Below are 21,798 nucleotides of genomic sequence, written 5' to 3'. Positions count from 1 at the left end.
TGGGAGGTCATTGAGTGGCCCGGGGGTTGCCACTTAGCCTGTTCGCTCCCCGTAGTTCAAGGAGTTTAATGGTGAGAAAAACACTCTGGCGCCTATGCCTGGCCTTGTTCGCCGGCCATGAACTGGACGCCGTGGCCCAAGCCGAGTGGCGCCTGCTGTATGGCTTGCGCGACCTCGATCCGACGCTGGGCCAGCAGTGGTTCATTGCGCTGCATGTACCGCTGTGCGTCGCACTGATGTGGCTGATCGGGCACCCGCGCCAGGCCATGCGCCGGACCAGCCGGCAACTGCTGGCCGCCTTTGCCGTGGTTCACGCCGGGCTGCACTACAACCTTCAGCAGCACCCGCTGTACCTCTTCGACTCGCTGCTGTCGCAAACGCTGATCGTCGCCTGCGGTGCCACCGGCCTGCTCTACCTGATGCTGGACCTGGGCCGGCAACGCTCCCCGTGCAACGACTGATCACCTCCCGGCTCAAGGAACCCACCATGCCCCGTCCCTACCTCGCGCTGCTGACCCTGCTGGCCTTCAGTGCCTACACCTTGTTCACCCTGCTCCAGGCACAGCAGTCGCTGCTGCAATTCGGCGTGCAACTGCTGTCGCAACCCGACACCGCACAGGTGGTCATCGACCTGTACTTGATGGCGCTGCTGGCTGGATTGTGGATGCTGCGAGACGCCCGGGCCCGCGGACGCTCGGCGCTGTCGGTGCTGCCCTACCTGCTGCTGACGGCGGTCTTGGTCTCCATCGGCCCGCTGCTGTACATCGTGGTCAACGGCTTTGGCCGAGGCTCGCCCCGCAGCGCCTGAGCGGCAACGGCCTCAGATCAGCCGCTGGATCTGCTTGTGCCGCCAGACCAGCTTGAAGTAGCCAGTCTGCAGCACCAGCATGCTCAGGTAGGCCACCGGGAACGCCATCCATACTCCCTGCAGGCCGAAGTGCGCGTCCAACAGATAGGCCATCGGCAGCTGCACCCCAAGGATGCAGAAAATCGAGATCGCCACCGGCATCAGCACCGTGCCGCTGGCGCGCATGATGCCGCCCACCACCGCCTGGAAGCCGAACACCAGGATGCTCCAGAGCATGATGTGCAGCAGGTGTTCGGCCTGCACCAGGGCTGTGGGGTCGATGATGAACAGCCCCAGCAGCCAGTGGGAAATCAGGTAGCCCAGCAGCACCAGGGCACCGGTCAGGCACAGGTTGATCGCCAGGCCCGTGCGCAGGATCGGGGTGATGCGCTCCAGGCGCCCGGCGCCGATGGCCTGAGCCCCGAGGATCGACGCGGTGATGGCGATCGACAGTGCCGGGAACTGCACATAGTTGACGATCTGGGTCACTGCGCCATAGGCCGCCGTGGCCTGGGACCCGTGGCGGTTGACCAGGGCCAGGATCACCAGTTCGGAGAGCGAGATCACCACCATCTGCACCCCGGTCGGCAGGCCGATGCGCAGCACTTTGCCGAGGATCGCCCGGTCCAGCTTCATCGCCGCGAACAGCGCCCGATCCGGCGCCAGCGGGTGCGCCCGACCGCTCAGGCGCCAGACCAGAAAGCCCATGGCCAGGATATTGCCCACCAGCCCGGCGAACGCCGCGCTCTGGATGCCCATCGGCGGCAGGCCCAGCCAGCCGCGAATCAGCGCCGGGGTCAGGAGCAGGCCCACCAGGGTCGACACGATCAGCGCCAGCAGCGGCGACAGGGTATCGCTGACACCGCGCAGCAACTGGGTAAAGAGCACGAACACCAGCAGCAGCGGCATGATCAGCATCATCACCCGGGCATAGCCCACCGCCTCGTCCAGCACATCCAGGGGCGTGCCCAGGCCCTGCAAGGCCGGCCGCGCAAACAGCATGCCCAGCACCGCCCCCAGCAGGCCGATCAATGCGCCGAGCAACAGGGTGCTGCCGGCCACCGCCTTGACCGTACCCAACTCCCGGGCGCCCCAGGCCTGGCCGATCAGCACCGACGCCCCCGCGCCCAGGCCGATCACCAGGGCAATGAAGAAGAACACGATGGGGAACATCCCCGACACCGCGGCCAACGCCTGGGTCCCCAGCATCTGCCCGATGTAGATGCCGTTGAGCGTGCCGGAGAACGACTGCAGGAAGTTCGACAGCACCATGGGCATGAGGAAGATCAGGTACACCTGCCAAAGCGGGCGCTGGGCGGGAATCGACATGGGGCAGGCAACCTCGGATCAAGAGGACGAAGGGCCGCGAAGCAGTCCGTGGCACGGGGCTCGCGTCGGTCCTGGAAGGTGCAGCAATGAAGGCCGCACGCGACGTTCCGGCAGCGCAGCGGCCCGAGGTTTATATCAGCGGTTGACGTCCACCACCACCCGCCCGCGGACCTTGCCTTCGAGCAGTTCACGGGCGACGGTCAACGCCTCTTCCAGGCCCACTTCGCGGGTGATCCGCTGCAGGTGCTGCTGGTCCACCTCGGCAGCCAGGCGCTCCCAGGCATGCACCCGTTCGTGGTAGGGACGGGTCACGCTGTTGATCCCCAGCAAGCTCACTCCCCGCAGAATGAAGGGCGCCACCGAAGCCGGGAAATCCATGCCCTGGGCCAACCCGCAGGCAGCCACCAGACCATCGGCGGCGGTGCCGGCACAGACGTTGGCCAGGGTGTGACTGCCCACCGAATCGATGGCCGCCGCCCAGCGCTCCTTGGCCAGCGGGCGTCCCGGCTCGGACAGTTCGGCGCGCTCGATGATACGGCTGGCCCCCAGCGCCTTGAGGTAGTCGGCCTCTTCCGGCCGCCCGGTGGCGGCGATCACCGAGTAGCCCAGGCGCGACAGCAGGCTGATGGCAAAGCTGCCGACACCGCCGCTGGCACCGGTGACCAGCACTTCGCCGTGCTCGGGGGTCAGGCCGCTGCGTTCCAGGGCGATCAGGCACAGCATGGCGGTGTAGCCGGCAGTGCCGATGGCCATGGCCTGGCGCGCGCTGAAGGCTTCTGGTAGGTGGATCAGCCAGTCCCCCTGCAACCGGGCCTTCTGCGCCAGCCCGCCCCAATGGCTCTCGCCCACGCCCCAGCCATTGAGCAGCACCTGCTCCCCCGGGCGAAAGCGCGGATGGCTGCTGGCTTCGACGGTGCCTGCCAGGTCGATTCCGGGGACCATGGGAAACTGCCGCACCACCGGGCTTTTGCCAGTGATCGCCAGGCCGTCCTTGTAGTTCAGGGTGCTGTAGGCCACCCGCACCGTGACATCGCCTGCAGGCAGTTGCACCTCCTCCAGTTGGCTCAGATGGGCGCGATAACCTGCAGTGTCTTTGTCGATCACAATGGCCTTGAACATCACGGGCTCCTGTTGGCAAGGGAGGCTGCAGCGCTGGCTGCAACGGCGTAGAACGCGAACGCGCCATCCTACGCAAGCCTTCGGAAGGCGTCCATGAACACCCCTGCCCGCCACAGGATTGCTCCGGTGGCCGGGCCGGCGCTAAAGGTCATTGATCGCCCCTCACCCCAGTCCCCGCCAGCGACGCTCGCAATGGCCCGGGCCGCACCCAGCGTCCCGTATCGCAACGTAGCCCAGCGCAACTGGCCTGCCAGAACGGCGATGAGGGGCGTATCGGGCGTGGCAAAAACGCAGCATGGAGCGTTACCATGCCGCGGCGTTTCTACCCTGACCGAACGGATTCTCGACCTTGTCTCACCTACTGGAAAAAGCCGCCGCACGCGGCGATCTCGCGGCCATCGAGCGCCTCCTTGATGCTGGCGCGGACCTTGAATGGCAGCACAAGGGCACCGGCCGCACGGCCCTGCTGGCCGCCACTATCGCCGGGCACCGGCCGGCCGTGGCGCTGCTGCTGGCACGCGGCGCGAATGTCCAGCAACCGTGCAAGGCCCTGGGCTACAGCCCCCTGGCCTGGGCCGCCAGCCAAGGTGATACCGCCATGGCCGAGTTGCTGATCGCCCATGGCGCAGCGCTCGAACACGCCAGCCCCGAACCGCAACGCACTGCCCTGATGAACGCCGCCCAGGCCGGGCACGAGGCAATGCTGAGCTTGCTGCTCAAAGCCGGCGCCGATCCCCTGCGCCTGGACTTCCAGCAGCGCAATGCCTGGTCCCTGGCCGAAGAGAAGGGCCATACCCAGATCATGCAACAGCTGGCGCAGGCCGGTGCCGGAGCACCGCCAGCGTCCGCAGCGGCCCCTTCCCTGCCCTGGCCGCCACTGGCAGCAGGCGATGACAACAGTGGCGATCCGGTCACCCAGGTGCGGGCCTATACCCTGGCGCTGGAGGCCTGGGAACAACGGGGCAATGCCCTGGGCCACGAGGCTGTCGACGCGGCCTTCTGGGCCGAACCGCAACAGCTCCTCGAACGTTTCTGCACCCTGCGGCCGCGAGCCTATCCCCGAGCCTCCTACGGTTACCCCACAACCTACTCCGAGGCCGACCAACTACTGGGCTGCCAGTTGCTCAAGCCCGCCCAGGCCGAAGTGCTGATGCGTGATCCAGCCTCCAGGGCGCTGTGCTACGAGCATCGCTTCCTGGTCAAACGGGGCGCGGGGCAATGGCGCATCGACAGCGTCAAGCGACGCCTGGCCGGCACCCCGAAATGGACCAACGCGATTCTGTGACGCCCCTGCAACTTGCACGCCCCTCTCACCCTTCAGGACCTGCACCCATGAAATACGACGACGCCTCCTGGCACTACGGCGGCGACTTTCCCGGCGACCTGCCCACCACGGCCGGAGCCACCCACATCGGCCTGTTCCTGGCCTGGATGCTGATCAACGACTTTGCCAGCGAGGAGCTGCTGGACGATGTCGAAGAGGAGATCGGCCAAGTCCAGGCCCGCACCCTCGATGGCCGCGAGTTCCTGTTGCGGATACTGGATGAAAAGCTCAGCGACGGCGATTTCAACGACGAAGGCAATGCCTTTGCCCTGGCCTACTACAAGGGGCGGGACAGCGGGCGGTTTTCCAGCGACTACGAACAGATCCTGGCCCCCGAGCCGGGCACCATCTACCGGGTGGAAAACAGCTGGAGCAACTACGACCGGCTGGCATCGGTGATGGACGAGCGACTTGCACACTGGCGCGCCACGGGGCGAGCGCAGTACATCGACTGAGCGCCGGACGCCGGCAATTGTGGTTAAATGCCGCCCCCGAAAATCGCCGGTTACCGTGATGACCCCTCAATCCCTCGCCACCCTCAACCAGCACTTGCTAACCGCCCTGGCCACCGCGCCCACCGAAACCCGGCGCCTGTTCCATGGCCGCGGCCGCTGCTGGCCGGGGCTGGAGCAACTGACCGTGGACTGGCTGCAAGGGGTATTGCTGGTGTCCCTGTTCAAGGCGCCGGAGCCTGAACAACTCGCAGCCCTAAAGCTGCTGCTGGTGGAGCTGGGCAACTCCGCGCAATGGGCCGCCAGCGGCGCCCGCAGCCTGATGCTGCAACACCGCTACCTGCCCGACAGCCATGGCGAATGGCTGCTGGGCCAGCCGGTGGATTCCTGCACCATCACCGAGGAAGGCCTGCGCTACCAAGTGGACCTGGGCAGCAAGCAAAACAACGGGCTGTTCCTCGACATGCGCTACGGGCGCAACTGGGTGCGGGCCCATGCCCGGGGCCAGAACGTGCTCAACCTGTTCGCCTACACCTGCGGCTTCTCGGTAGCAGCGATCGCTGGCGGTGCCGAGCGAGTGGTCAACCTCGACATGTCCCGAGCGGCCCTGAGCCGTGGCCGCGACAACCACCGGCTCAATGGCCACGACACCAGCCGGGTGAGCTTTCTCGGCCATGACCTGTTCAAGTCCTGGAGCAAGGTCAAGCAAGGCGGCCCTTACGACCTGGTGATCATTGATCCGCCATCGTTCCAGAAGGGCAGCTTTGTCCTGGGCAAGGACTATGCCCGGGTCCTGCGGCGCTTGCCGGAGTTGCTGACAGCCAACGGCTGCGTGCTGGCCTGCATGAACGACCCGGCATTTACCGTGGAGTTTCTGCTGGAGGGCATGGCCGAGGCAGCGCCGGGGTTGCGTTTTGAACAGCGGCTGGAGAACCCGCCGGAGTTTCCCGATGCCGATCCGCAGTGTGGGCTCAAGGCGCTGGTGTTTCGTCAGGGGGAATAGAGGGGCCATCGCTGCTGGGAAGGGTGATGTATCCGTGGCTGCGGGTGCGGCTACCTATGGTTTCGCCCTTACGGCGAGGGGGACGGGGTACATATCCGTTGCTGCGGTCACGGCCACTTAGGGTTTCGCCCTTACGGCGAGTCCCTTTTTACAAACGCCTAAAAAGGAACCAAAAACGCTTGCCGGTATGACTCACCCACATAGGTAACAAACCAGTTCAAGCACATAGGTAACAGTTTTTAACTGGCAGGGTCGATTCCGAGGATCTGACCATGCCGTGGCGAGAGCTGAACCCTATGGACCTTAAAGTGATGTTCATTGCGGACTATTTATTGGGACGCTTTAACTTCAGCGAGCTGTGTGCGGCACACAGCATCAGCCGAAAAACGGGTTACAAATGGGTAGCCCGTTACAACGCAGACGGTGTGCGTGGCCTGGATGAGAAGAGTCGAAGTCGACATTGTCAGGCGCATCTCATTCCCTTTGAAATCAAGGCCGCGATTATCGAGTTGCGCTCAAAAGGTCCTACAACGCCGGGGCCCAAGAAGATCCAGGCTTCTTTGGCCGAACGTTTTCCAGGACAGGAACCGCCCTCTAAAACCAGTATCTACAACATCCTCAAACAAGCAGGCCTGGTGACGCCTAGGCGGCTGCGTCAGCGTGTTGCGATTTATCCAAGTCCTTTGAAAAAAGCAGATGTTCCCAATCAGTTATGGAGTGCTGACTACAAGGGGCAGTACCTGACGGGAGGAGGTGTTTGGTGTTACCCGTTGACGGTTATGGACCATGCGAGCCGTTTCTTATTGGCCTGCGAGAGCATGCCCAGCACCAACTTCAAAGACGCCAAGACTGCCTTTGAGCGATTGTTTAGAACCTATGGGATGCCTGAGCGGATACGTACTGACAATGGAGTTCCTTTTGCCAGTGCAGGGCGTGCTGGGTTGTCGTTGTTGTCTATCTGGTGGCTACGTTTGGGCATTATTCCCGAACGAATCCAGCCGGGTCGTCCCGAGCAAAATGGTCGCCATGAACGGATGCATCGCACACTGAAAAGTACTCTGGCCAGCCCTCCGGAAATCGAATGGGGCGCTCAGCAAAAACACTTTGATCTGTTCATGCAGCACTACAATCATGAACGGCTGCATGAAGCACTTGGACAGAAAACACCGGCTTCTTGTTATTGCAGTTCGCAGCGTACTTATCCGGCTCGGTTACCCGTAATGAGATACCCGAGTCATATAGAAGCCTATGTTGTTGACTCTTGTGGTGTGGTCAACAGAGGTCGTCTCAGGATCTATGTCGGCAATGTTCTCAAGCGCGAAACTGTTGGCTTGGAACGCATTAGCGAGGGAGTTTGGGAGGTCATATTTGGTCCAATCAAGCTGGGCCGCTTTGATCTGAAAGACGCCAAGGATGGTTACATCAGGCTCAATACGGCAGTGCAGGCCTGATTGGGTGTTACCGATGTGCCTGAACTTTTCTGTTACCTATGTGGTTGTCCCGTTCATGCCCCTCCATGGGCCCCTCGCTGGGGCTCGGGGTTCCCTCTCTCCGGCATTGCTCCGGGGGCCGCCGCCAACCGGCCATCCATGGCCGGGTGGCGGCTAGCTCGGCATCCCTGCCGAGCTGCCCCCTACGCAACGCCTACGCTCGGCCGGCTGGGAAGGGGCCTGAAGATCAAGATCAAAAGCCAGAGCCAGAGCAAAGCGCGTGTTACGCGCTGTCCGTAGGAGCCGGCTTGCCGGCGAAGAGGCCCGTGAGTCATGCAGCGTCAGGGCGGACGCCTTCGCTGGCAAGCCAGCTCCTACGGGAGGTGGTGGAAGGGACGCCCCACTCCATCTTCAGGCCGGCCGCAAGGCCGCCGTCGCGCTCTTGATCTTGATCTTGATCTGAACGCCCCGTTAACCACGATGGCCGAACGCAGGCATTGAGCCGTGGGTAACCCGGCAGGGATGCCGGGTTAGCCGCCCCAGGCCATGGATGGCCTGTGGCGGCGGCCCACGGATCAATGCCGGAGTGAGGGCATGCCGAGCCTAGGCGAGGCACCGAGTGGAGGGGCAGAGCGTTTTGCTTACTTTTGCGCTCTTCAAAAGTGAGTCGCTGTAAGAGCGAAACCATAAGTGGCCGTGACCGCAGCAACGGATATGCCCCCAAAAAAACCCCCAAAGCCCCCCCTCCGCCTCACAACCCCATCCGATACTCAATAACCCCAGGCTTCTGCGCCACCCAGTCATACAACCTCTGCGCGCGCTTGTTGCTCTCCTGCGTATGCCAATACAACCGCCCACACCGCTGTTCCCGGGCAAAGGCCTGCACCCACTCGATCAACAGTTTCCCCGCACCACTGCCCCGCACTGCCGGAGCGACATACAGATCCTCCAGATAACAGAAGTCGGTTACCGCCCAGGTCGAACGGTGCAACACCGAGTTGACGAAACCGATCAGCTCCTCACCCTGCACCGCCACCGCGGAAAACACCGGCTCTTGCGGATCGCAGAAACGCTCGAAGGCAACCACACTGACCTGCTCATCCAGCGTCACCTGATAGAAGTCCTGATACGCCAGCCACAGCTGCAACCACTGCTGATAATCGCCAGGCTGAATCGGCCGTATCGTCACTGCGTGTTGTTGATCACTCATTGCACTCTCCTGTTGAAAACCCACTCCAGACGTCAACCCCTGGATGGTGAGGAGCGCCAGCTTATGGTTTGAATGGAGGGTTTTATCAGTCCATTTCAATCGCAAAGAGCAGACCACTTTTGCCACCGCTCGCGAACCTCGCACCTCGGACTGCTAATGGGCCCCACAGTGAATCCCACCCGCTTTCTACGCGAACAGAACGTGGACGACCCGAAGCTTCTGTGAGCGATTGCAAGGAGTGCCTGAGGACTCGGAGCCTTAGTCCCAACTGCCGGCGATGGCGCTGAGCTATGGGTTTTTCTTGACAGCAAAAATTCCCAGCGGCTATTGTCTGACAACCTGACTACCAAGGTTTCTCCATGCTTGAACTCCAGCGTCCCGACTCTCTCGTTGTGCGTGTGGTCAATGCGATCCGTACCGAGATCGACTCCGGCCGCCTGGCTCCCGAGTCGCGCCTGCCCACTGAGCAGCAACTGGCCGAGCAACTGAATGTCAGCCGCTCGGTGGTGCGCGAAGCCATTGCCCAGCTCAAGGCCGATGGCGTGCTGATCGCCCGGCGCGGCCTGGGGTCGTACATTTCCAAGACCCCTGCCGGCACGGTGTTCCGCTTCCCCCAGGCCGATGGACGCCTGCCGGATCTGGCGCAGATGTTCGAGATGCGCCTTTGGATCGAAACCCAGGCTGCGTCGATTGCCGCCCAGCGCCGCGATGCCGCCGATCTGCAGCGCATGCAGCAAGCCCTGCAGGAAATGCACGACAAGCGCAGCGATTTCGAAGCCGCGGGGTTGGCTGACGTGGAGTTTCACCGGGCCATCGCCGAGGCCAGCAAGAACGACTACTTCGTGGCCTTCCATGATTTTCTGCGCAGCCAGCTAACCAGCGCCCGCAAGGCCGCCTGGGAAAACTCGGCGCGGCGCATGGTCGGCGGCTCCGCCGATGCCACCCAGGAACACCAGGCGCTGTACCAGGCCATTGCCGCCGGTGATCGCCAGGCCGCCGCCGCTTGTGCCGATGCTCACTTGCGTGCCGCGGCCAAGCGCCTGGGCCTGGAGCTGCCAACCCTCGACTAACACGCAATACGCTTCAAGCCGCAAGCGCTAGCCTGCGGCTTTTTATCGGAATACTAAGTCTGACAACCTGATAACCAGACTTGAAACCGTTTGATCCAAGGTACCCAGAACCATGATTTATGACTTTTGCATCATCGGCGGCGGCATCGTCGGACTGGCCACGGCCATGGAGATCCTCAAGCGCCAGCCGGGCGCCTCGCTGGTGATCCTGGAAAAGGAAAATGTCCTGGCCCGGCACCAGACCGGCCATAACAGCGGGGTGATCCACGCCGGTATCTACTATGCGCCGGGCAGCCTCAAGGCCGACCTGTGCAAACGCGGCGCCGAGGCCACCAAGCAGTTCTGCAGCGAGCACGGAATCAAGTTCGAGGTCTGCGGCAAGGTGCTGGTGGCATCCAACGCCCTGGAAGTACAACGCATGGAAGCCCTGTACCAGCGCTCACAACAGAACGGCCTGAAGGTGGAGCGCCTGGACGCCGAGCAACTGCGTGAGCGTGAGCCGAACATCATCGGCCTCGGCGGGCTGTTCCTCGACGCCACCGGCATCGTCGACTACCGCGAAGTCTGCGAAACCATGGCCCGGGTGATCCGCCGCGACGGCGGAGAAATCTGCCTCAGCCAGACCGTGACCGCGATCCAGGAAAACGCCGACAACGTCACGGTCAACAGCCATGGCGGCAGCTGGCAGGCGAAGAAACTGGTGGTCTGTGCCGGCCTGCAATCGGATCGCCTGGCGACCCTGGCCGGGGTGAAGATCGACCACCAGATCATCCCCTTCCGCGGCGAGTACTTCCGCCTGCCGGCCTCGAAGAACAACATCGTCAATCACCTGATCTACCCGATCCCCGATCCGGAGCTGCCATTCCTCGGCGTGCACCTGACCCGCATGATCGACGGCAGTGTCACCGTCGGCCCCAATGCGGTGCTGGGCCTGGGCCGGGAGAACTACAAGAAGTTCTCCATCAACTGGCGTGACGTGGCGCAGTACGCCAGCTTCCCCGGGTTCTGGAAAACCATCTGGCAGAACCTCGGTTCCGGCACCACGGAGATGAAGAACTCGCTGTTCAAGTCCGGCTACCTGGAGCAGTGCCGCAAGTACTGCCCGTCCCTGGAAGTCTCCGACCTGCTGCCCTACGAGGCGGGGATTCGTGCCCAGGCGGTGATGCGTGACGGCAGCCTGGTGCACGACTTCCTGTTCGCCCAGACCCCACGCATGTTGCACGTATGCAACGCGCCCTCGCCCGCCGCCACTTCGGCGATTCCCATTGGTTCGATGATTGCCGACAAGATTTTCCAGACCGACTGAAACACAGACGTGGCACGCCTTGTTGCACAGCGCCGCAGCGCTGTCTGCGGGGCCCCGTGCCGCCGAAATACCCCTCGGCAGTCCCTTTGGGGCACACCGAGCAAGACCCGCGTCAACTCGACAATAAATACAATGATTCATGAGGAAGTACGGAAATGAGCGCAGTTGAAACCGGCATTACTGCAGCGGAAACCCCACAACAAACCCAGAAACGCCTGCGCAAGGTCGCGGCGGCCACCATCTTCGGCTCGATGCTGGAGTGGTACGACTTCTACCTCTACGCCACCATGGCGGCCATCGTCTTCTCGAAGATCTTCTTCGATAACAGCAACCCGAAAAGCGCCACGCTGATGGCCTTCTCCACCTTTGCCATCGGCTTTATCGCCCGTCCCTTCGGCGGCATCCTGTTCGGCTACCTGGGGGACAAGTTCGGCCGCAAGCAGGTGCTGGTGCTGACCTTCTGCCTGATGGGCGTGTGCACCGCACTGATCGGCCTGATCCCCAGCTACGCCTCCATCGGCATCTGGGCACCGATCCTGCTGGTGGCGATCCGCATCATCCAGGGCCTGGGGGCCGGCGCCGAACTCTCCGGCGCGGCGGTCACCTCCTATGAACACGCCAGCGAAGGCAAACGCGGCAGCCAAGGTGCCTGGCCGGCGCTGGGGCTGAACCTGGGCCTGCTGCTGTCGTCGCTGACCATTTACCTGTTGACCATCAACGGCAACGAGTTCCTGCTGGCCGGCGGCTGGCGCATTCCCTTCGTGTGCAGCATCGTCCTGGTGGCGGTCGGCCTGTGGGTGCGCAACAGCATTCCGGAAACCCCGGAGTTCAAGGAGCTGAGCAAGGAAAGCCAGAAGGCCAAGCCCTCGCCCCTCAAGGCACTGTTCAAGAACGACCTCAAGGGCCTGGCGGTAGTGTTCTTCGTCGCCATTGGCTACAACGCCCTGAGCTACATCTTCAAGACCTTTTCCCTGGCCTACCTGACCCAGTACAAGAATGTCGATGTGCACGTCACTTCACTGTCGGTGACCATCGCCAGCCTGATCGCCATCGTCGCCGTGCCCTTCTTCGGCTGGCTCTGCGACAAGTGGAGCAGCAAGACCGTGCTGATTCTGGGCGGGGTGTTCTCGCTGCTGTTCGCCTACCCGTTCCTGGCCCTGCTCAATACCGGCGAGAGCCTGATGATCTACATCGCCATCGGCGTCGGCACCGGCATCCTGGCACCGATGATGTTCGCGCCTCAGGGTTCGTTCCTCAGCCGCCAGTTCCCCACCGCAACCCGCTCCTCGGGCTTCGGCACCGGGCGCGAGATCGGCACCGCCATTGCCGGCGGCCTGGCGCCACTGGGCGCCCTATCCCTGGTGACCGCCTCGGCCACTCACTCCACCGACGGCGTGGTGATCATCCTCGCGGTGTCCGCCGTGCTGGTGATGGTGTTTGCCCTCTTCGACCAGGGGCGCAAGCACTCGGCGTTCAAGAACTGAAAAACCGTTGAGCCGCCCACAGGTCGCACTGGGGCGGCTCAGGCCAGCAGCACCTCGATCCCCAGCTGGCGATAACCTTCGATATCCACCTCTGGCACTTCCTGCTCGGTCACCAGCCGCTGCAGACGGTTGCAGGGCGCCACCACAAAGGGCTCCATGGCGCCGAGTTTGTCGGCGGTGGTCACGGCGATGACTTCGGCGGCGCAGTCGAACATCGCCTGCTTGATCGGCACTTCATCGAAATGCAGGGAGCTGATGCCGATCTCCGGGTGAATCGCACAGACCCCGGTGAACATCAGGTCGGCCTTGATCCCCTGGATCATCCGCAGTGCTTCATGCCCGCTGGCGGACAGGGTTGCCGGATTGAGCTGGCCGCCCACGAGAATCACCTTGACCCCAGGGTATTCGGCCAGGGCCACGGCAATCATTGGCGAAGCGGTGACTGCGGTCAGGCGGATATCGGCCGGCAGGGACTGGGCGATGTGCAAGGTGGTGGAGCCGGAATCGAATAGCACCGTCTGGCCGTCCCGCACCCATTGCACGGCAAACTGCGCCAGACGCAGTTTCGCCTCGTTGGTTTCGCCGACCCGAGTGAAGTAGTCCTTGCCGCTGTCCTTGGGTCGCGGCAGCGCACCGCCATGCACCCGCTGCACCAGGCCATTGGCATCCAGCTCGGCGAGGTCGCGGCGGATGGTGTCTTCTGAAACCGCGAAGTGCCGGCTCAGCTCAGCGGCCATGACCTTGCCGTCGCGCTCCAGCAGCAGAAGGATCTTTTGTCGACGCAGGGAGGGCAGCTCGGCTGCCGGGTGCAGGTTTTGCATGTTCTTGCCCGTTTTTGCGTGTTTTCGCGAGATTAGCCAAGCCCTCTCGCGAAAACAAGCAGCCGCGCTCAGGAGATCAATTGTGGGGGCCGTACGTTGTACAGCGCCGCCTCACCCAGGCGCTCGCGCACCAGGGCCTGGGCCTGCCGGGTCATCTGGTCCAGATGCCGGTCGCGCTTCTTCTCCGCTTCCAGCATGGCCTTGCGCCCGTGCTGGGCCAGCAGGTAGCTGTGAATCTGCCGCACTTCCACCGATTGGTAGATCGGCGCCACGTCCAATACCGCCAGCAAGCCATCGCTGCCATGGTCTCGGGTATTCATCAGCACTTGCGGACCGCGGGCGCCCAGCAGCTGAAAGCCCAGGGCCTCGAAACACTCCACTTTGGCCACCTGACAGGCCAGCTCGGCATGGGGATAGCGAGCACGCAGCGCCTCCAGCATCTGCCGGGCAATGCCCTGGCGCCGATGGTTTTGCCGCACCGCCATATAGGCCACGGCACAGGCCTGGGGATCGTCCTTGAGCGGCAGGTACAGGGTGAAGCCCAGCACCTGCTCAGGGTCCTGAGTATCGGTGGCCACCACCAGCTCTACCGCGATCCCCCGGGAACCGTCCATGGCCTGCAGGTACAGGTGCACTTCGTAGCCGACGCCGTACTGGTACAGGTTGTACAGCGGGTTGCTCGGGGCAATGGCCACCGCGCTGATGTCGGTGATGTAGTCCACGACCATTTGCTGGATCTGGCTCTGGATGGCTTCGGGCGGCGGGGCTTGGAACAGGGTGATGCTGGACATCGAGGCAGTGACTCCGAGGGTTGAGGCGTGCCCGCAACGGCGGGCGTGGCAATCATACCGCGTCACGGCAAGGCACAGGCAGCCAACAAGATGCTCGAGTCGGGCTCAAGCCTCGTTGAGAAAGATACGGAGATGCTGCTTCAGAGGCACCGGCAAGGCCGGCCGGTTGCGACGACATCAGGGATATCGCCGCAACCCATGCAAGATACGGCTGCACGGTGGCAGCCGCTGTGCCCCATCCGACGAACGCGGACGGGGCCGAGGCTTACAGCGCCATGTCGGCCGCTGGGTTGCTCTCTGGCTTGGCCATGCTGGCCGGAGCCTGAGGTGCAGCGCCCTTGACCGCTGGTGGCGGGGTCAGTTGCAGCACTTCGGCGGTGTAGGCCCATTCTTTGGCCACACGCTCAGGGCTGTCGTTCAGGGCAGTGCCGTAGCTCGGTACGATCTGGTGCAGTTTTTCCTGCCAGGCCGGGGTCGCCACTTTGTCCTTGAACACCTTCTGCAGCACGCTGAGCATGATCGGCGCGGCGGTCGAGGCACCTGGGGAGGCGCCCAGCAGGCCGGCGATGCTGCCGTCCTGGGAAGCGACGATCTCGGTGCCCAGTTTCAGCACGCCGCCCTTCTCTTCGTCACGCTTGATGATCTGCACGCGCTGACCGGCCTGCCACAGGCGCCAGTCTTCTTGCTTGGCGTTGGGGAAGTATTCCTTCAGGGCGTTGAAGCGATCGTCATCCGACAGCATCAGTTGGCCGGCCAGGTATTCCACCAACGGGTACTGTTCGATACCGACTTTGGTCATCGGCCAGAAGTTGTGGGTGGTGGTGCTGGTCAGCAGGTCGAAGTACGAACCTTCCTTGAGGAACTTGGTGGAGAAGGTAGCGAATGGGCCAAACAGGATGACCCGCTTGCCGTCCAGCACGCGAGTGTCCAGGTGCGGAACCGACATCGGCGGAGCGCCCACCGAAGCCTTGCCGTAGGCCTTGGCCAGATGCTGCTCGGCAACGCTGGCGTTCTCGGTCACCAGGAACGAGCCACCCACCGGGAAGCCGGCGTATTCGTTGGCCTCGGGAATGCCCGACTTCTGCAGCAGGTGCAGGGCACCGCCGCCGGCGCCGATGAACACGAACTTGGCGTCGGTTTCGGTTTTCGAACCGTCTTTGAGGTTCTTGTAGGTCACGCGCCACGAACCGTCTTCATTGCGCTCGATGTCCTGCACTTCGCTGGACAGCTTGAGGGCAAAGTTCGGCTGGGCTTGCAGGTGCGCGACGAACTGGCGAGTGATCTCGCCGAAGTTGACGTCGGTGCCGATCGGGCTCCAGGTCGCAGCGATCTTCTGCGCCGGATCACGACCTTCCATCATCAGTGGTACCCACTTCTTGATCTGCTCGGCGTCTTCGGAGTACTGCATGCCGCTGAACAGCGGGCTGGCCTGCAGGGCCTCGTAGCGTGCCTTGAGGAACTTGATGTTGTCATCGCCCCAGACAAAGCTCATGTGCGGCGTGGAGTTGATGAACGAACGCGGGTTCTTCAGCACACCGTTCTTGACCTGCCACGACCAGAACTGGCGGGAAATCTGGAACGCTTCGTTGATCTCGATGGCCTTGGCGATCTCGATCTTGCCGTCCTTGCCTTCCGGGGTGTAGTTCAGCTCAGCCAGGGCGGAGTGACCGGTACCGGCGTTGTTCCAGCCGTTGGAGCTTTCTTCAGCCACGCCATCCAGGCGCTCGACCATCTCCATGGACCAATCGGGCTGCAGCTCATTGAGCCAGACCCCGAGGGTCGAACTCATGATGCCGCCACCGATCAGCAGCACATCCACTTTCTTCGGCTCAGCCGCGTGCGCGGACGTGAGGCCTATCGACATCGCCAGCCCGATCAGGGCCGTGTTCACTTTCTTCAACATTCTGTAGTACCTACGATAGAACGCCATCCGCCGCCCCATCCTCGATCCTGCGAACTCAGTGCATTGCGAAACAGGCATTTCGCAGGTCCTGGATGAACGCATTCAAAAGAACTGGAGGGTGGGCACACAAGGCCGACGAGACTGGCTCGACCTCAGTTTTATATCGCTCCGGCGCTGACTTCTTGTCGTTTTTGGCTTCAGCTACTTGAGTGACACTTGTTTCTCAGGACACGTCACGGGACGTAGACCAACGGGCAATAACGCCCCACTCCTTTCACCGACACCGGACTCGATTCGACGCACAACACTGACACCCGTCTACACGGGGCCAGCAGGACAAAGAAGGGTCGGGGTCAACCAAAGGAGGTAGACGAACACTGCCTGACATTGCATTCGGCGAGTTTGCCCAGACACTCCCACGCGCTTGCAAGGACCCGAACAGGCCACTTGAAGCAAAGCATAGGGGAGGTATTTCTGCACAAACGATGAACCGATTCAGCGCAAGAATATCATTACGGCATCAGCCTGTCTTGGCCGGAGCGGCTGCCCTGGCCCTCGAAAAAACCGCGACGCACCAGGGTCTGTACGAAAGCTGCCGAGCAAAGATCAGGCAAGGCAAAAACAGGCGAGGAAGCGGAGTGTAGGGGCCTACATGAGCATTCCGAGCCTGTTTCTACGTAGCGCCGAAGGCGCGTAGTGCGCAGCATGATCGAAGCGCAGGTAGTTTTCGTACAGAGCCTACGACACTCGCCACAATCAATGCGTCACAAAGACGCTGGCCGGTCACTACGCCTCGGCACTGCACTGAGCCTTGGCGGTCAGCAATGGCACAGGCATCATGACCGGCTGCAAGACCTGCCAGACCATCGTCAAGGACAAGAAGAACAACCATGCACGAGACTTCCCTGCAAGACACCACCGCCCCCGAGGGCGTCTGTTTCGGCTGCGGCAGCAGCAACCACCACGGCCTGCAGATCAAGAGCCACTGGCATGAAGACGGCGTGCATGTGATCGCCGAGCACCTGCCGCAATCCCAGTACTGCGGCTGGCCGGACCTGGTCTACGGCGGCCTGATCGCCATGCTGGTGGACTGCCACTCCAACTGGACCGCCATGGCCTACCACTACCGTAACGAACAACGGGAACCGGGCAGCCTGCCGCGCATCGACTGCGTCACCGGCAACCTGGGCATCAAGTTCATCAAGCCCACGCCCATGGGCGTGCCCCTGACCCTGCGGGCCAAGGTCGAGGGCGACGTGGGGCGCAAGAGCCGGGTGATCTGTGAGGTGTATGCCGGCGATGTACTGACTGCCATTGGCGATTCGGTGTTTGTTCGGGTCGACACCGGACAGCTGGCCGCCGCCGCTCATGGTCGTGAAAGCTGATCTATCAATTCGACTGACTATAGCTCGACAGAGTCAGGGTTATCAGGAAGCCACTGTGACGACTAAGAATGATGCATTCTTTGAAACTGTTTTGTCAGACCCTGTTGAACGAGAACTCCTGTTGAAGCTCTGGCTCATGCGTGCCGAATTCATCGCCGCCGAATTTGAGTCCGGCCAGCAGATACTCGAGCTTTATCAGCTCATTCTTTCCTGCACTCTGAGGCAAGACTGGCGCGGGGCTTGCCATGACACTTCGGCAGCCTTTTACGTGCTTGCCCGTGAGCTGGGTCTTTCTCCCAGCCTCCACATAGGTACTGTGCAGGCTCCAGGCGGGCGCTTTAGCCATTCCTGGGTCGAGTTCGACGGAAAGATTTTTGACACTGCCATTTGCTTTCCCAACGAGAACGCGATTCCAGCAGGACCACCAATCTTTGGTTCGTATGGCCTATCCGACGGTGAGCCGCACCAACTGGTGTTCGCAGTTCAGAACCACCCGTTTGATGACCCAGCAAATCGGATTGCAAAACTGGATTTATACAACTACGGACTGGAACAAGACACTCCACACATGTTGTGGTCGGTGATTCAGTACCTGGGGCGTAATATCGGACTCGACCTTGCCATTCACGATCTGCAAACAAAATATGGCCAGGTAGTCAGGCAGATCCACAAGTAGCCTGAACCCGCCACCTGCGAACAAGCGTCGGCTCCCTGTAAAATCCACCCTCGCCCCCTCCCTAGAAAGGACTCTGCATTTGACCATAGACATCGAGGACCTCCAGCGACGCCTGGCCAAGCCGACGCTGCAACTGATTCCCGGCAGTTTTCGTCCGACTCACAGCGATGAGGAAAGCTGGCTGGGCCGAGTCTTTCTGTTTCGCGAAGACGAAGAGTTGCCGCGCAACCGCGCCGGTGAAACCCTGCTGCCCTTTGCCCAGCTCTATCTCCCGGCCCTGCCCTTTCACAGCCCGCTGCTGGAAGGCGTGCGGGTGCTGAGCGTGTTTGTCGCCAATCCCTTTCCCGAACCCTTGGAGCCCATGGGTGAACGCTGGCTGATCCGCGAATACCGCGACGACGAGGTGCTGGTGCGCAAGGAGCTAGTGGCTCCCGGAGCCTTCCTCAAACCCATGCCGATCAAAGCCGAAGCCGTGGCCGAGGACTTTCCGCTGTGGGACGGTGGCGGCATCCCCGATGAGCTGGAGCAGGCCATTCTCGACCTGGAACGCAGCGGCCGCATCGAGTGTTACTACGACCTGATCAGCCACTGCTATGAACACAAGCTGGGGGGCTATCCGTCCTACTGCCAATCAGGGATCGATGTCGGAGACGGTTTCGAATTCGTGATGCAGATTGCCTCCGACGCCAAGATCGGACTCAACGTGGTGGACGGCGGCAAGTTGATGTTCTGGAAGCATCGCGACACGGGCGAATGGGCGCTGTACTTCGACTTCTATTGAGACCGGCCGGTGAATAGCGATTTCATCTTCCCACGGATGAAAAGCCCGGGCGCCGGGTGCATCATGAGCGCTGTCATTTTTCGGGAGACCTTCATGCCCCTGCGTCCATTGCTCTTGCCCGCCGCCGCTCTGGCGCTGGGCCTGCTGGGTTCGGCCAGCGCCATGGCCGATGATCGGTCGCAGTTGATCGAATCGATCAACGCCTACCGCAGCCAGCCGCAACGTTGCGCCAACCAGGCCTCCTCGGAGCTGCCGCCGCTGGCCAGCGATCCGCGCCTGATCCTGCCCGTGGACAACGTCGGTGACCTGCAACAGGCCCTGGCACGGGCGGCCTATCCCATGGTCAATGTGCAGGCCATCAGCCTCTCCGGCCCCCGGGACGCCCAGGCGGCGATGCAGGCCGTGCGCGAGAGCTTCTGCCAGGTGGTGCTGGACCCGCAGTTCGTCGATATCGGCGTCAATCGCCAGGCCAACCAGTGGCGCATCGTCCTCGCCCGGCCGTTGCTGGCCGCCCGCCTCGGGGATTGGCAAGCCGAGGGCCAGCAACTGCTGGCACAGATCAACAGCGCCCGCAGCCAGCCCCGGCAATGCGGCGGCCAGAGCTTTGCCGCCAGCGCACCGCTGGCCTGGAACGCCACCCTGGGCAGCACCGCCGAAGCACACAGCCGGGCCATGGCCAACCAGAACTATTTCGATCACAAGGACCATGACGGCCGCACCCCGGGTGATCGCGCCGAACTGGCCGGTTATGCCGGGCAACAAGTGGGCGAGAACATCGCCGCCGGCCAGGACAGCGCGCGCAAGGTGCTGGACGGCTGGCTGGCCAGCCCCGGGCACTGTGCCAACCTGATGAACCCGGCCTACCGCGAGCTGGGTGCAGCTTATGCAGTGGACCCGAAAAGCGATGCGGGCATCTACTGGACTGCAATGTTCGGCGCGCCTTGAGGCGCCGGCTCCAGACAGGGCCTGCCGACCACAGTGGCCGGCCAGTCCCCGTCAGGGTTCGAGCCCGGCCATGAACGCAAACGCCCCGATCAACCGGGGCGTTTTTTTTCAGCCAATAACGACCTTACTGGTTGGTCGCCACCTGCCCAGCATCACCCTGGCTCACCAGCGCCTTGAGGGATGCGTCGAACTGCTTCAGCGCATTGACCTGCAGCTCGATCTGCTGGTTGATCTGCGCGGCAATTTCCGGTGCCGCCTTGCCCCGGACCCAGACCGAAGGCAGCTCCTTGGCCTGAATGCCTTCGGCCTTGCCGATGTATTGCAGGTTGGCGTCATAGAACTTGGCGATGAACCGCGCCTCCACCTTGCGGTTGGCCTTGGTCACCAGTTGGTTGTAGGTATCGAGCATGACCACCACGTCAGGCCGGGCCTGAACCACGGCATCGAGGCTGTCATACAGGGTCACGGTACCAAAGTGTTTCTGCAACGACGCCGTCAACCAGTTGATCGCCCGTTGCGGGTCGGAGCTGTCGACAAAGGCGGCACTGATGCGCGGGTCGAGCCCGGCATTTTTCGCCCCGTTCAGCGCCACCGAGTGGTAGTGCTCCAGGTACTCCAGGGTATTGAGGGTGTTTTCGCTGTACAGCAACCCTACCGACTGGGCGTGCCGCAGATCGGCGCTGCTGTCGGCCATGGGCAAGAAGTGGCAGGACATGTCATCGGCGGCGAAGGCTGTCGCAGAAGCACCGGTTCCCGCGATCAAGACAACCACAAGGGTCAATAGAGTCGAGATTCTCATCGGGTGTTTCCTTCTGCAGCCAGCACGGTGTAAGCGCCATCTTCCTCCTTTGCTGGAAAAACGGAACCTGCACTTTTTGATGATAACTATCGATTGCAGCAATGGTTGACAATAGGCACCGATACGCCTGCGAAGGTGCAACCTCGATCACCCGCCACGACCTGCAAGACCCTCATTTTCTGGCATACAGCTGGCCACCGCCGCTATAGAATCAAGCCCCCTTTTTCTGCAACACGAGTCCGAACCATGGATGCTCACTCGATATTGACCTACACCCTGGTGGCGGCAATCGCCATCGCCAGCCCCGGCCCTGCCACCCTGGTGGCGCTGCACAACAGTGTGGCCTACGGTGCCAAGTCGACCCTGTGGTCGTCACTGGGCAATATCAGCGGGCTGTTCTGCATGTCTGCCGCGGCCATGCTCGGCCTCGGCGCGCTGATCGCCAGTTCCGAGTGGGTCTTCAACGCGGTAAAAATCGTCGGTGCCGGCTACCTGTTCTACCTCGGCGCCAAGCAGTTGTTCAGCAAAAGCCAGCTCCTGAGCCCGAGCAGCGCCGAGCACAACAAGCTCGCCCCGCCGCCACGCCTGAAGCTGTTCAAGTCGGCCTTCCTGACCGCCGCCACCAACCCCAAGGCGACGATTTTCTTCACCGCGCTGTTCCCCCAGTTCATCGACCAGCACGCCGCGCTGCTGCCGCAGTTCTTCATCCTGACCCTGATCTTCATGGCGCTGTCGCTGGTCTCCCTCAGCGTCTACGCCCTGCTGGCCTCCCGGGCCAAGGGCGTGCTGACCCGCCCGGCGCTGTCCAAGTGGGTCAATCGGGTGGTGGGTTCGACCTTCATCTTCTTCGGCACCACTATCCTGGCGATGCGTCGGCAAACGGTCTGATCAGACGCCTGACCGGGCACCTGATCTGCCTTGCGGGGAGTGAAGCGACCTTCAACCCTTCTTTTTCTGCAAGGCCTTGAGCCGCGCACTGGCCCGCTGCACCGCGGCCATCTTTTCCGGGCGCTTCATGCGCTTCCATTTGCGGATGTCCTCCTTGGTCCGTCCGCAACTCACGCACAGGTCGCCGCTGAGCTGGCACAGGGCGATGCAGGGGTTGTCGATTTCCTTGGCCATG

Annotated in this window: 22 protein-coding genes; 14 read left to right on the top strand and 8 right to left on the bottom strand. The window is 62.3% G+C overall.

The window, feature by feature from the left end; genetic code table 11:
• The first annotated feature begins 71 nt into the window (after window positions 1-71).
• Entirely contained in the window at window positions 72-461 is a 390-nt protein-coding gene (locus WIN67_RS12705) for a DUF6713 family protein (RefSeq protein WP_339071389.1), read from the top strand.
• Window positions 462-487: 26 nt separating this feature from the next.
• Window positions 488-808, top strand: a complete 321-nt coding sequence (locus WIN67_RS12700; protein ID WP_339071388.1) for a DUF2834 domain-containing protein — start codon at window positions 488-490, stop codon at window positions 806-808.
• A gap of 12 nt (window positions 809-820) precedes the next feature.
• Here the strand turns inward: WIN67_RS12700 and WIN67_RS12695 are convergent, their stop codons facing one another.
• Both WIN67_RS12695 and WIN67_RS12690 read right to left on the bottom strand, forming a co-directional pair.
• Complete coding sequence (locus tag WIN67_RS12695; protein ID WP_110653766.1) at window positions 821-2,176, bottom strand: MATE family efflux transporter; 1,356 nt, start codon at window positions 2,174-2,176, stop codon at window positions 821-823.
• Window positions 2,177-2,311: 135 nt separating this feature from the next.
• Window positions 2,312-3,295, bottom strand: a complete 984-nt coding sequence (locus tag WIN67_RS12690; RefSeq protein ID WP_102879893.1) for an MDR family oxidoreductase — start codon at window positions 3,293-3,295, stop codon at window positions 2,312-2,314.
• Window positions 3,296-3,644: 349 nt separating this feature from the next.
• Between WIN67_RS12690 and WIN67_RS12685 the strand changes: the two genes are divergently transcribed.
• The 4 genes from WIN67_RS12685 to WIN67_RS12670 all read left to right on the top strand — a co-directional run bounded on the left by WIN67_RS12685 (window position 3,645) and on the right by WIN67_RS12670 (window position 7,525).
• Window positions 3,645-4,580 (top strand): ankyrin repeat domain-containing protein, encoded by a 936-nt coding sequence (locus WIN67_RS12685; RefSeq protein WP_339071387.1) that lies wholly within the window; start codon window positions 3,645-3,647, stop codon window positions 4,578-4,580.
• Window positions 4,581-4,627: 47 nt separating this feature from the next.
• Complete coding sequence (locus tag WIN67_RS12680; protein ID WP_110653769.1) at window positions 4,628-5,074, top strand: hypothetical protein; 447 nt, start codon at window positions 4,628-4,630, stop codon at window positions 5,072-5,074.
• Window positions 5,075-5,132: 58 nt separating this feature from the next.
• Window positions 5,133-6,074 carry a class I SAM-dependent methyltransferase gene (locus tag WIN67_RS12675; protein WP_339071386.1) on the top strand — a complete coding sequence of 314 codons (942 nt, stop codon included), beginning with the start codon at window positions 5,133-5,135 and terminating at the stop codon, window positions 6,072-6,074.
• Between the two features lie 272 nt (window positions 6,075-6,346).
• Complete coding sequence (locus WIN67_RS12670; protein WP_339069461.1) at window positions 6,347-7,525, top strand: IS481 family transposase; 1,179 nt, start codon at window positions 6,347-6,349, stop codon at window positions 7,523-7,525.
• A gap of 730 nt (window positions 7,526-8,255) precedes the next feature.
• On the opposite strand, the gene WIN67_RS12665 is transcribed toward WIN67_RS12670, so the two are convergent.
• Window positions 8,256-8,714: a GNAT family N-acetyltransferase gene (locus WIN67_RS12665; RefSeq protein WP_123393160.1), complete on the bottom strand. Its 459-nt coding sequence runs from the start codon at window positions 8,712-8,714 to the stop codon at window positions 8,256-8,258.
• Between the two features lie 359 nt (window positions 8,715-9,073).
• On the opposite strand from WIN67_RS12665, the gene WIN67_RS12660 reads away from it, so the two are divergent.
• The 3 genes from WIN67_RS12660 to WIN67_RS12650 all read left to right on the top strand — a co-directional run bounded on the left by WIN67_RS12660 (window position 9,074) and on the right by WIN67_RS12650 (window position 12,574).
• A complete protein-coding gene (locus WIN67_RS12660; protein WP_123393159.1) occupies window positions 9,074-9,784 on the top strand; it encodes a FadR/GntR family transcriptional regulator in 711 nt (236 codons plus the stop codon).
• A 112-nt stretch (window positions 9,785-9,896) separates the two neighbouring features.
• On the top strand, window positions 9,897-11,090 hold the full coding sequence (lhgO, locus tag WIN67_RS12655; protein ID WP_339071385.1) for an L-2-hydroxyglutarate oxidase: 1,194 nt from the start codon (window positions 9,897-9,899) through the stop codon (window positions 11,088-11,090).
• Window positions 11,091-11,245: 155 nt separating this feature from the next.
• On the top strand, window positions 11,246-12,574 hold the full coding sequence (locus tag WIN67_RS12650) for an MFS transporter (protein WP_268562288.1): 1,329 nt from the start codon (window positions 11,246-11,248) through the stop codon (window positions 12,572-12,574).
• Between the two features lie 38 nt (window positions 12,575-12,612).
• On the opposite strand, the gene WIN67_RS12645 is transcribed toward WIN67_RS12650, so the two are convergent.
• From WIN67_RS12645 to mqo, 3 genes are all read right to left on the bottom strand, one after another.
• The gene (locus WIN67_RS12645) at window positions 12,613-13,395 is read right to left on the bottom strand and encodes a DeoR/GlpR family DNA-binding transcription regulator (RefSeq protein ID WP_268562287.1); all 783 of its coding nucleotides are present in this window, start codon (window positions 13,393-13,395) and stop codon (window positions 12,613-12,615) included.
• 68 nt (window positions 13,396-13,463) lie between these two features.
• A complete protein-coding gene (locus WIN67_RS12640) occupies window positions 13,464-14,186 on the bottom strand; it encodes a GNAT family N-acetyltransferase (protein WP_213666130.1) in 723 nt (240 codons plus the stop codon).
• A 265-nt stretch (window positions 14,187-14,451) separates the two neighbouring features.
• Window positions 14,452-16,089: a malate dehydrogenase (quinone) gene (mqo, locus tag WIN67_RS12635; RefSeq protein WP_102879903.1), complete on the bottom strand. Its 1,638-nt coding sequence runs from the start codon at window positions 16,087-16,089 to the stop codon at window positions 14,452-14,454.
• An 890-nt stretch (window positions 16,090-16,979) separates the two neighbouring features.
• Between mqo and WIN67_RS12630 the strand changes: the two genes are divergently transcribed.
• From WIN67_RS12630 to WIN67_RS12615, 4 genes are all read left to right on the top strand, one after another.
• Window positions 16,980-17,474: a PaaI family thioesterase gene (locus tag WIN67_RS12630; RefSeq protein WP_268562286.1), complete on the top strand. Its 495-nt coding sequence runs from the start codon at window positions 16,980-16,982 to the stop codon at window positions 17,472-17,474.
• Between the two features lie 55 nt (window positions 17,475-17,529).
• Window positions 17,530-18,150: a lasso peptide biosynthesis protein gene (locus tag WIN67_RS12625; protein WP_339071384.1), complete on the top strand. Its 621-nt coding sequence runs from the start codon at window positions 17,530-17,532 to the stop codon at window positions 18,148-18,150.
• An 85-nt stretch (window positions 18,151-18,235) separates the two neighbouring features.
• Window positions 18,236-18,931 carry a hypothetical protein gene (locus tag WIN67_RS12620; protein WP_339071706.1) on the top strand — a complete coding sequence of 232 codons (696 nt, stop codon included), beginning with the start codon at window positions 18,236-18,238 and terminating at the stop codon, window positions 18,929-18,931.
• A gap of 93 nt (window positions 18,932-19,024) precedes the next feature.
• Window positions 19,025-19,876 carry a CAP domain-containing protein gene (locus WIN67_RS12615; RefSeq protein ID WP_102880092.1) on the top strand — a complete coding sequence of 284 codons (852 nt, stop codon included), beginning with the start codon at window positions 19,025-19,027 and terminating at the stop codon, window positions 19,874-19,876.
• Between the two features lie 124 nt (window positions 19,877-20,000).
• Here WIN67_RS12615 and WIN67_RS12610 read toward each other — a convergent pair whose 3' ends face one another.
• Window positions 20,001-20,675 carry an ATPase gene (locus tag WIN67_RS12610; protein ID WP_339071383.1) on the bottom strand — a complete coding sequence of 225 codons (675 nt, stop codon included), beginning with the start codon at window positions 20,673-20,675 and terminating at the stop codon, window positions 20,001-20,003.
• Window positions 20,676-20,921: 246 nt separating this feature from the next.
• On the opposite strand from WIN67_RS12610, the gene WIN67_RS12605 reads away from it, so the two are divergent.
• Entirely contained in the window at window positions 20,922-21,563 is a 642-nt protein-coding gene (locus WIN67_RS12605; protein ID WP_265074639.1) for a LysE family translocator, read from the top strand.
• A gap of 51 nt (window positions 21,564-21,614) precedes the next feature.
• Here WIN67_RS12605 and WIN67_RS12600 read toward each other — a convergent pair whose 3' ends face one another.
• Window positions 21,615-21,797: a DUF1289 domain-containing protein gene (locus WIN67_RS12600; RefSeq protein ID WP_102879910.1), complete on the bottom strand. Its 183-nt coding sequence runs from the start codon at window positions 21,795-21,797 to the stop codon at window positions 21,615-21,617.
• Window position 21,798: the final 1 nt, after the last annotated feature.

The sequence above is a fragment of the Pseudomonas idahonensis genome (assembly GCF_037903935.1).
Lineage (GTDB): Bacteria > Pseudomonadota > Gammaproteobacteria > Pseudomonadales > Pseudomonadaceae > Aquipseudomonas > Aquipseudomonas danubii.
Note: the sequence above shows the minus strand (reverse complement) of the source record. Positions and strands in the feature narration are given on the sequence as shown.

Excerpts from the sequence above, each read along its gene's own strand:
- WIN67_RS12695 (WP_110653766.1), bottom strand. The coding sequence starts at position 2,176 with ATGTCGATTCCCGCCCAGCGCCCGCTTTGGCAGGTGTACCTGATCTTC.
- WIN67_RS12600 (WP_102879910.1), bottom strand. The coding sequence starts at position 21,797 with ATGGCCAAGGAAATCGACAACCCCTGCATCGCCCTGTGCCAGCTCAGC.
- WIN67_RS12660 (WP_123393159.1), top strand. The coding sequence starts at position 9,074 with ATGCTTGAACTCCAGCGTCCCGACTCTCTCGTTGTGCGTGTGGTCAAT.
- WIN67_RS12640 (WP_213666130.1), bottom strand. The coding sequence starts at position 14,186 with ATGTCCAGCATCACCCTGTTCCAAGCCCCGCCGCCCGAAGCCATCCAG.
- WIN67_RS12605 (WP_265074639.1), top strand. The coding sequence starts at position 20,922 with ATGGATGCTCACTCGATATTGACCTACACCCTGGTGGCGGCAATCGCC.
- WIN67_RS12680 (WP_110653769.1), top strand. The coding sequence starts at position 4,628 with ATGAAATACGACGACGCCTCCTGGCACTACGGCGGCGACTTTCCCGGC.
- WIN67_RS12610 (WP_339071383.1), bottom strand. The coding sequence starts at position 20,675 with ATGAGAATCTCGACTCTATTGACCCTTGTGGTTGTCTTGATCGCGGGA.
- mqo (WP_102879903.1), bottom strand. The coding sequence starts at position 16,089 with ATGTTGAAGAAAGTGAACACGGCCCTGATCGGGCTGGCGATGTCGATA.
- WIN67_RS12645 (WP_268562287.1), bottom strand. The coding sequence starts at position 13,395 with ATGCAAAACCTGCACCCGGCAGCCGAGCTGCCCTCCCTGCGTCGACAA.
- lhgO (WP_339071385.1), top strand. The coding sequence starts at position 9,897 with ATGATTTATGACTTTTGCATCATCGGCGGCGGCATCGTCGGACTGGCC.
- WIN67_RS12615 (WP_102880092.1), top strand. The coding sequence starts at position 19,025 with ATGCCCCTGCGTCCATTGCTCTTGCCCGCCGCCGCTCTGGCGCTGGGC.
- WIN67_RS12690 (WP_102879893.1), bottom strand. The coding sequence starts at position 3,295 with ATGTTCAAGGCCATTGTGATCGACAAAGACACTGCAGGTTATCGCGCC.
- WIN67_RS12665 (WP_123393160.1), bottom strand. The coding sequence starts at position 8,714 with ATGAGTGATCAACAACACGCAGTGACGATACGGCCGATTCAGCCTGGC.
- WIN67_RS12630 (WP_268562286.1), top strand. The coding sequence starts at position 16,980 with ATGCACGAGACTTCCCTGCAAGACACCACCGCCCCCGAGGGCGTCTGT.
- WIN67_RS12700 (WP_339071388.1), top strand. The coding sequence starts at position 488 with ATGCCCCGTCCCTACCTCGCGCTGCTGACCCTGCTGGCCTTCAGTGCC.
- WIN67_RS12670 (WP_339069461.1), top strand. The coding sequence starts at position 6,347 with ATGCCGTGGCGAGAGCTGAACCCTATGGACCTTAAAGTGATGTTCATT.
- WIN67_RS12650 (WP_268562288.1), top strand. The coding sequence starts at position 11,246 with ATGAGCGCAGTTGAAACCGGCATTACTGCAGCGGAAACCCCACAACAA.
- WIN67_RS12675 (WP_339071386.1), top strand. The coding sequence starts at position 5,133 with ATGACCCCTCAATCCCTCGCCACCCTCAACCAGCACTTGCTAACCGCC.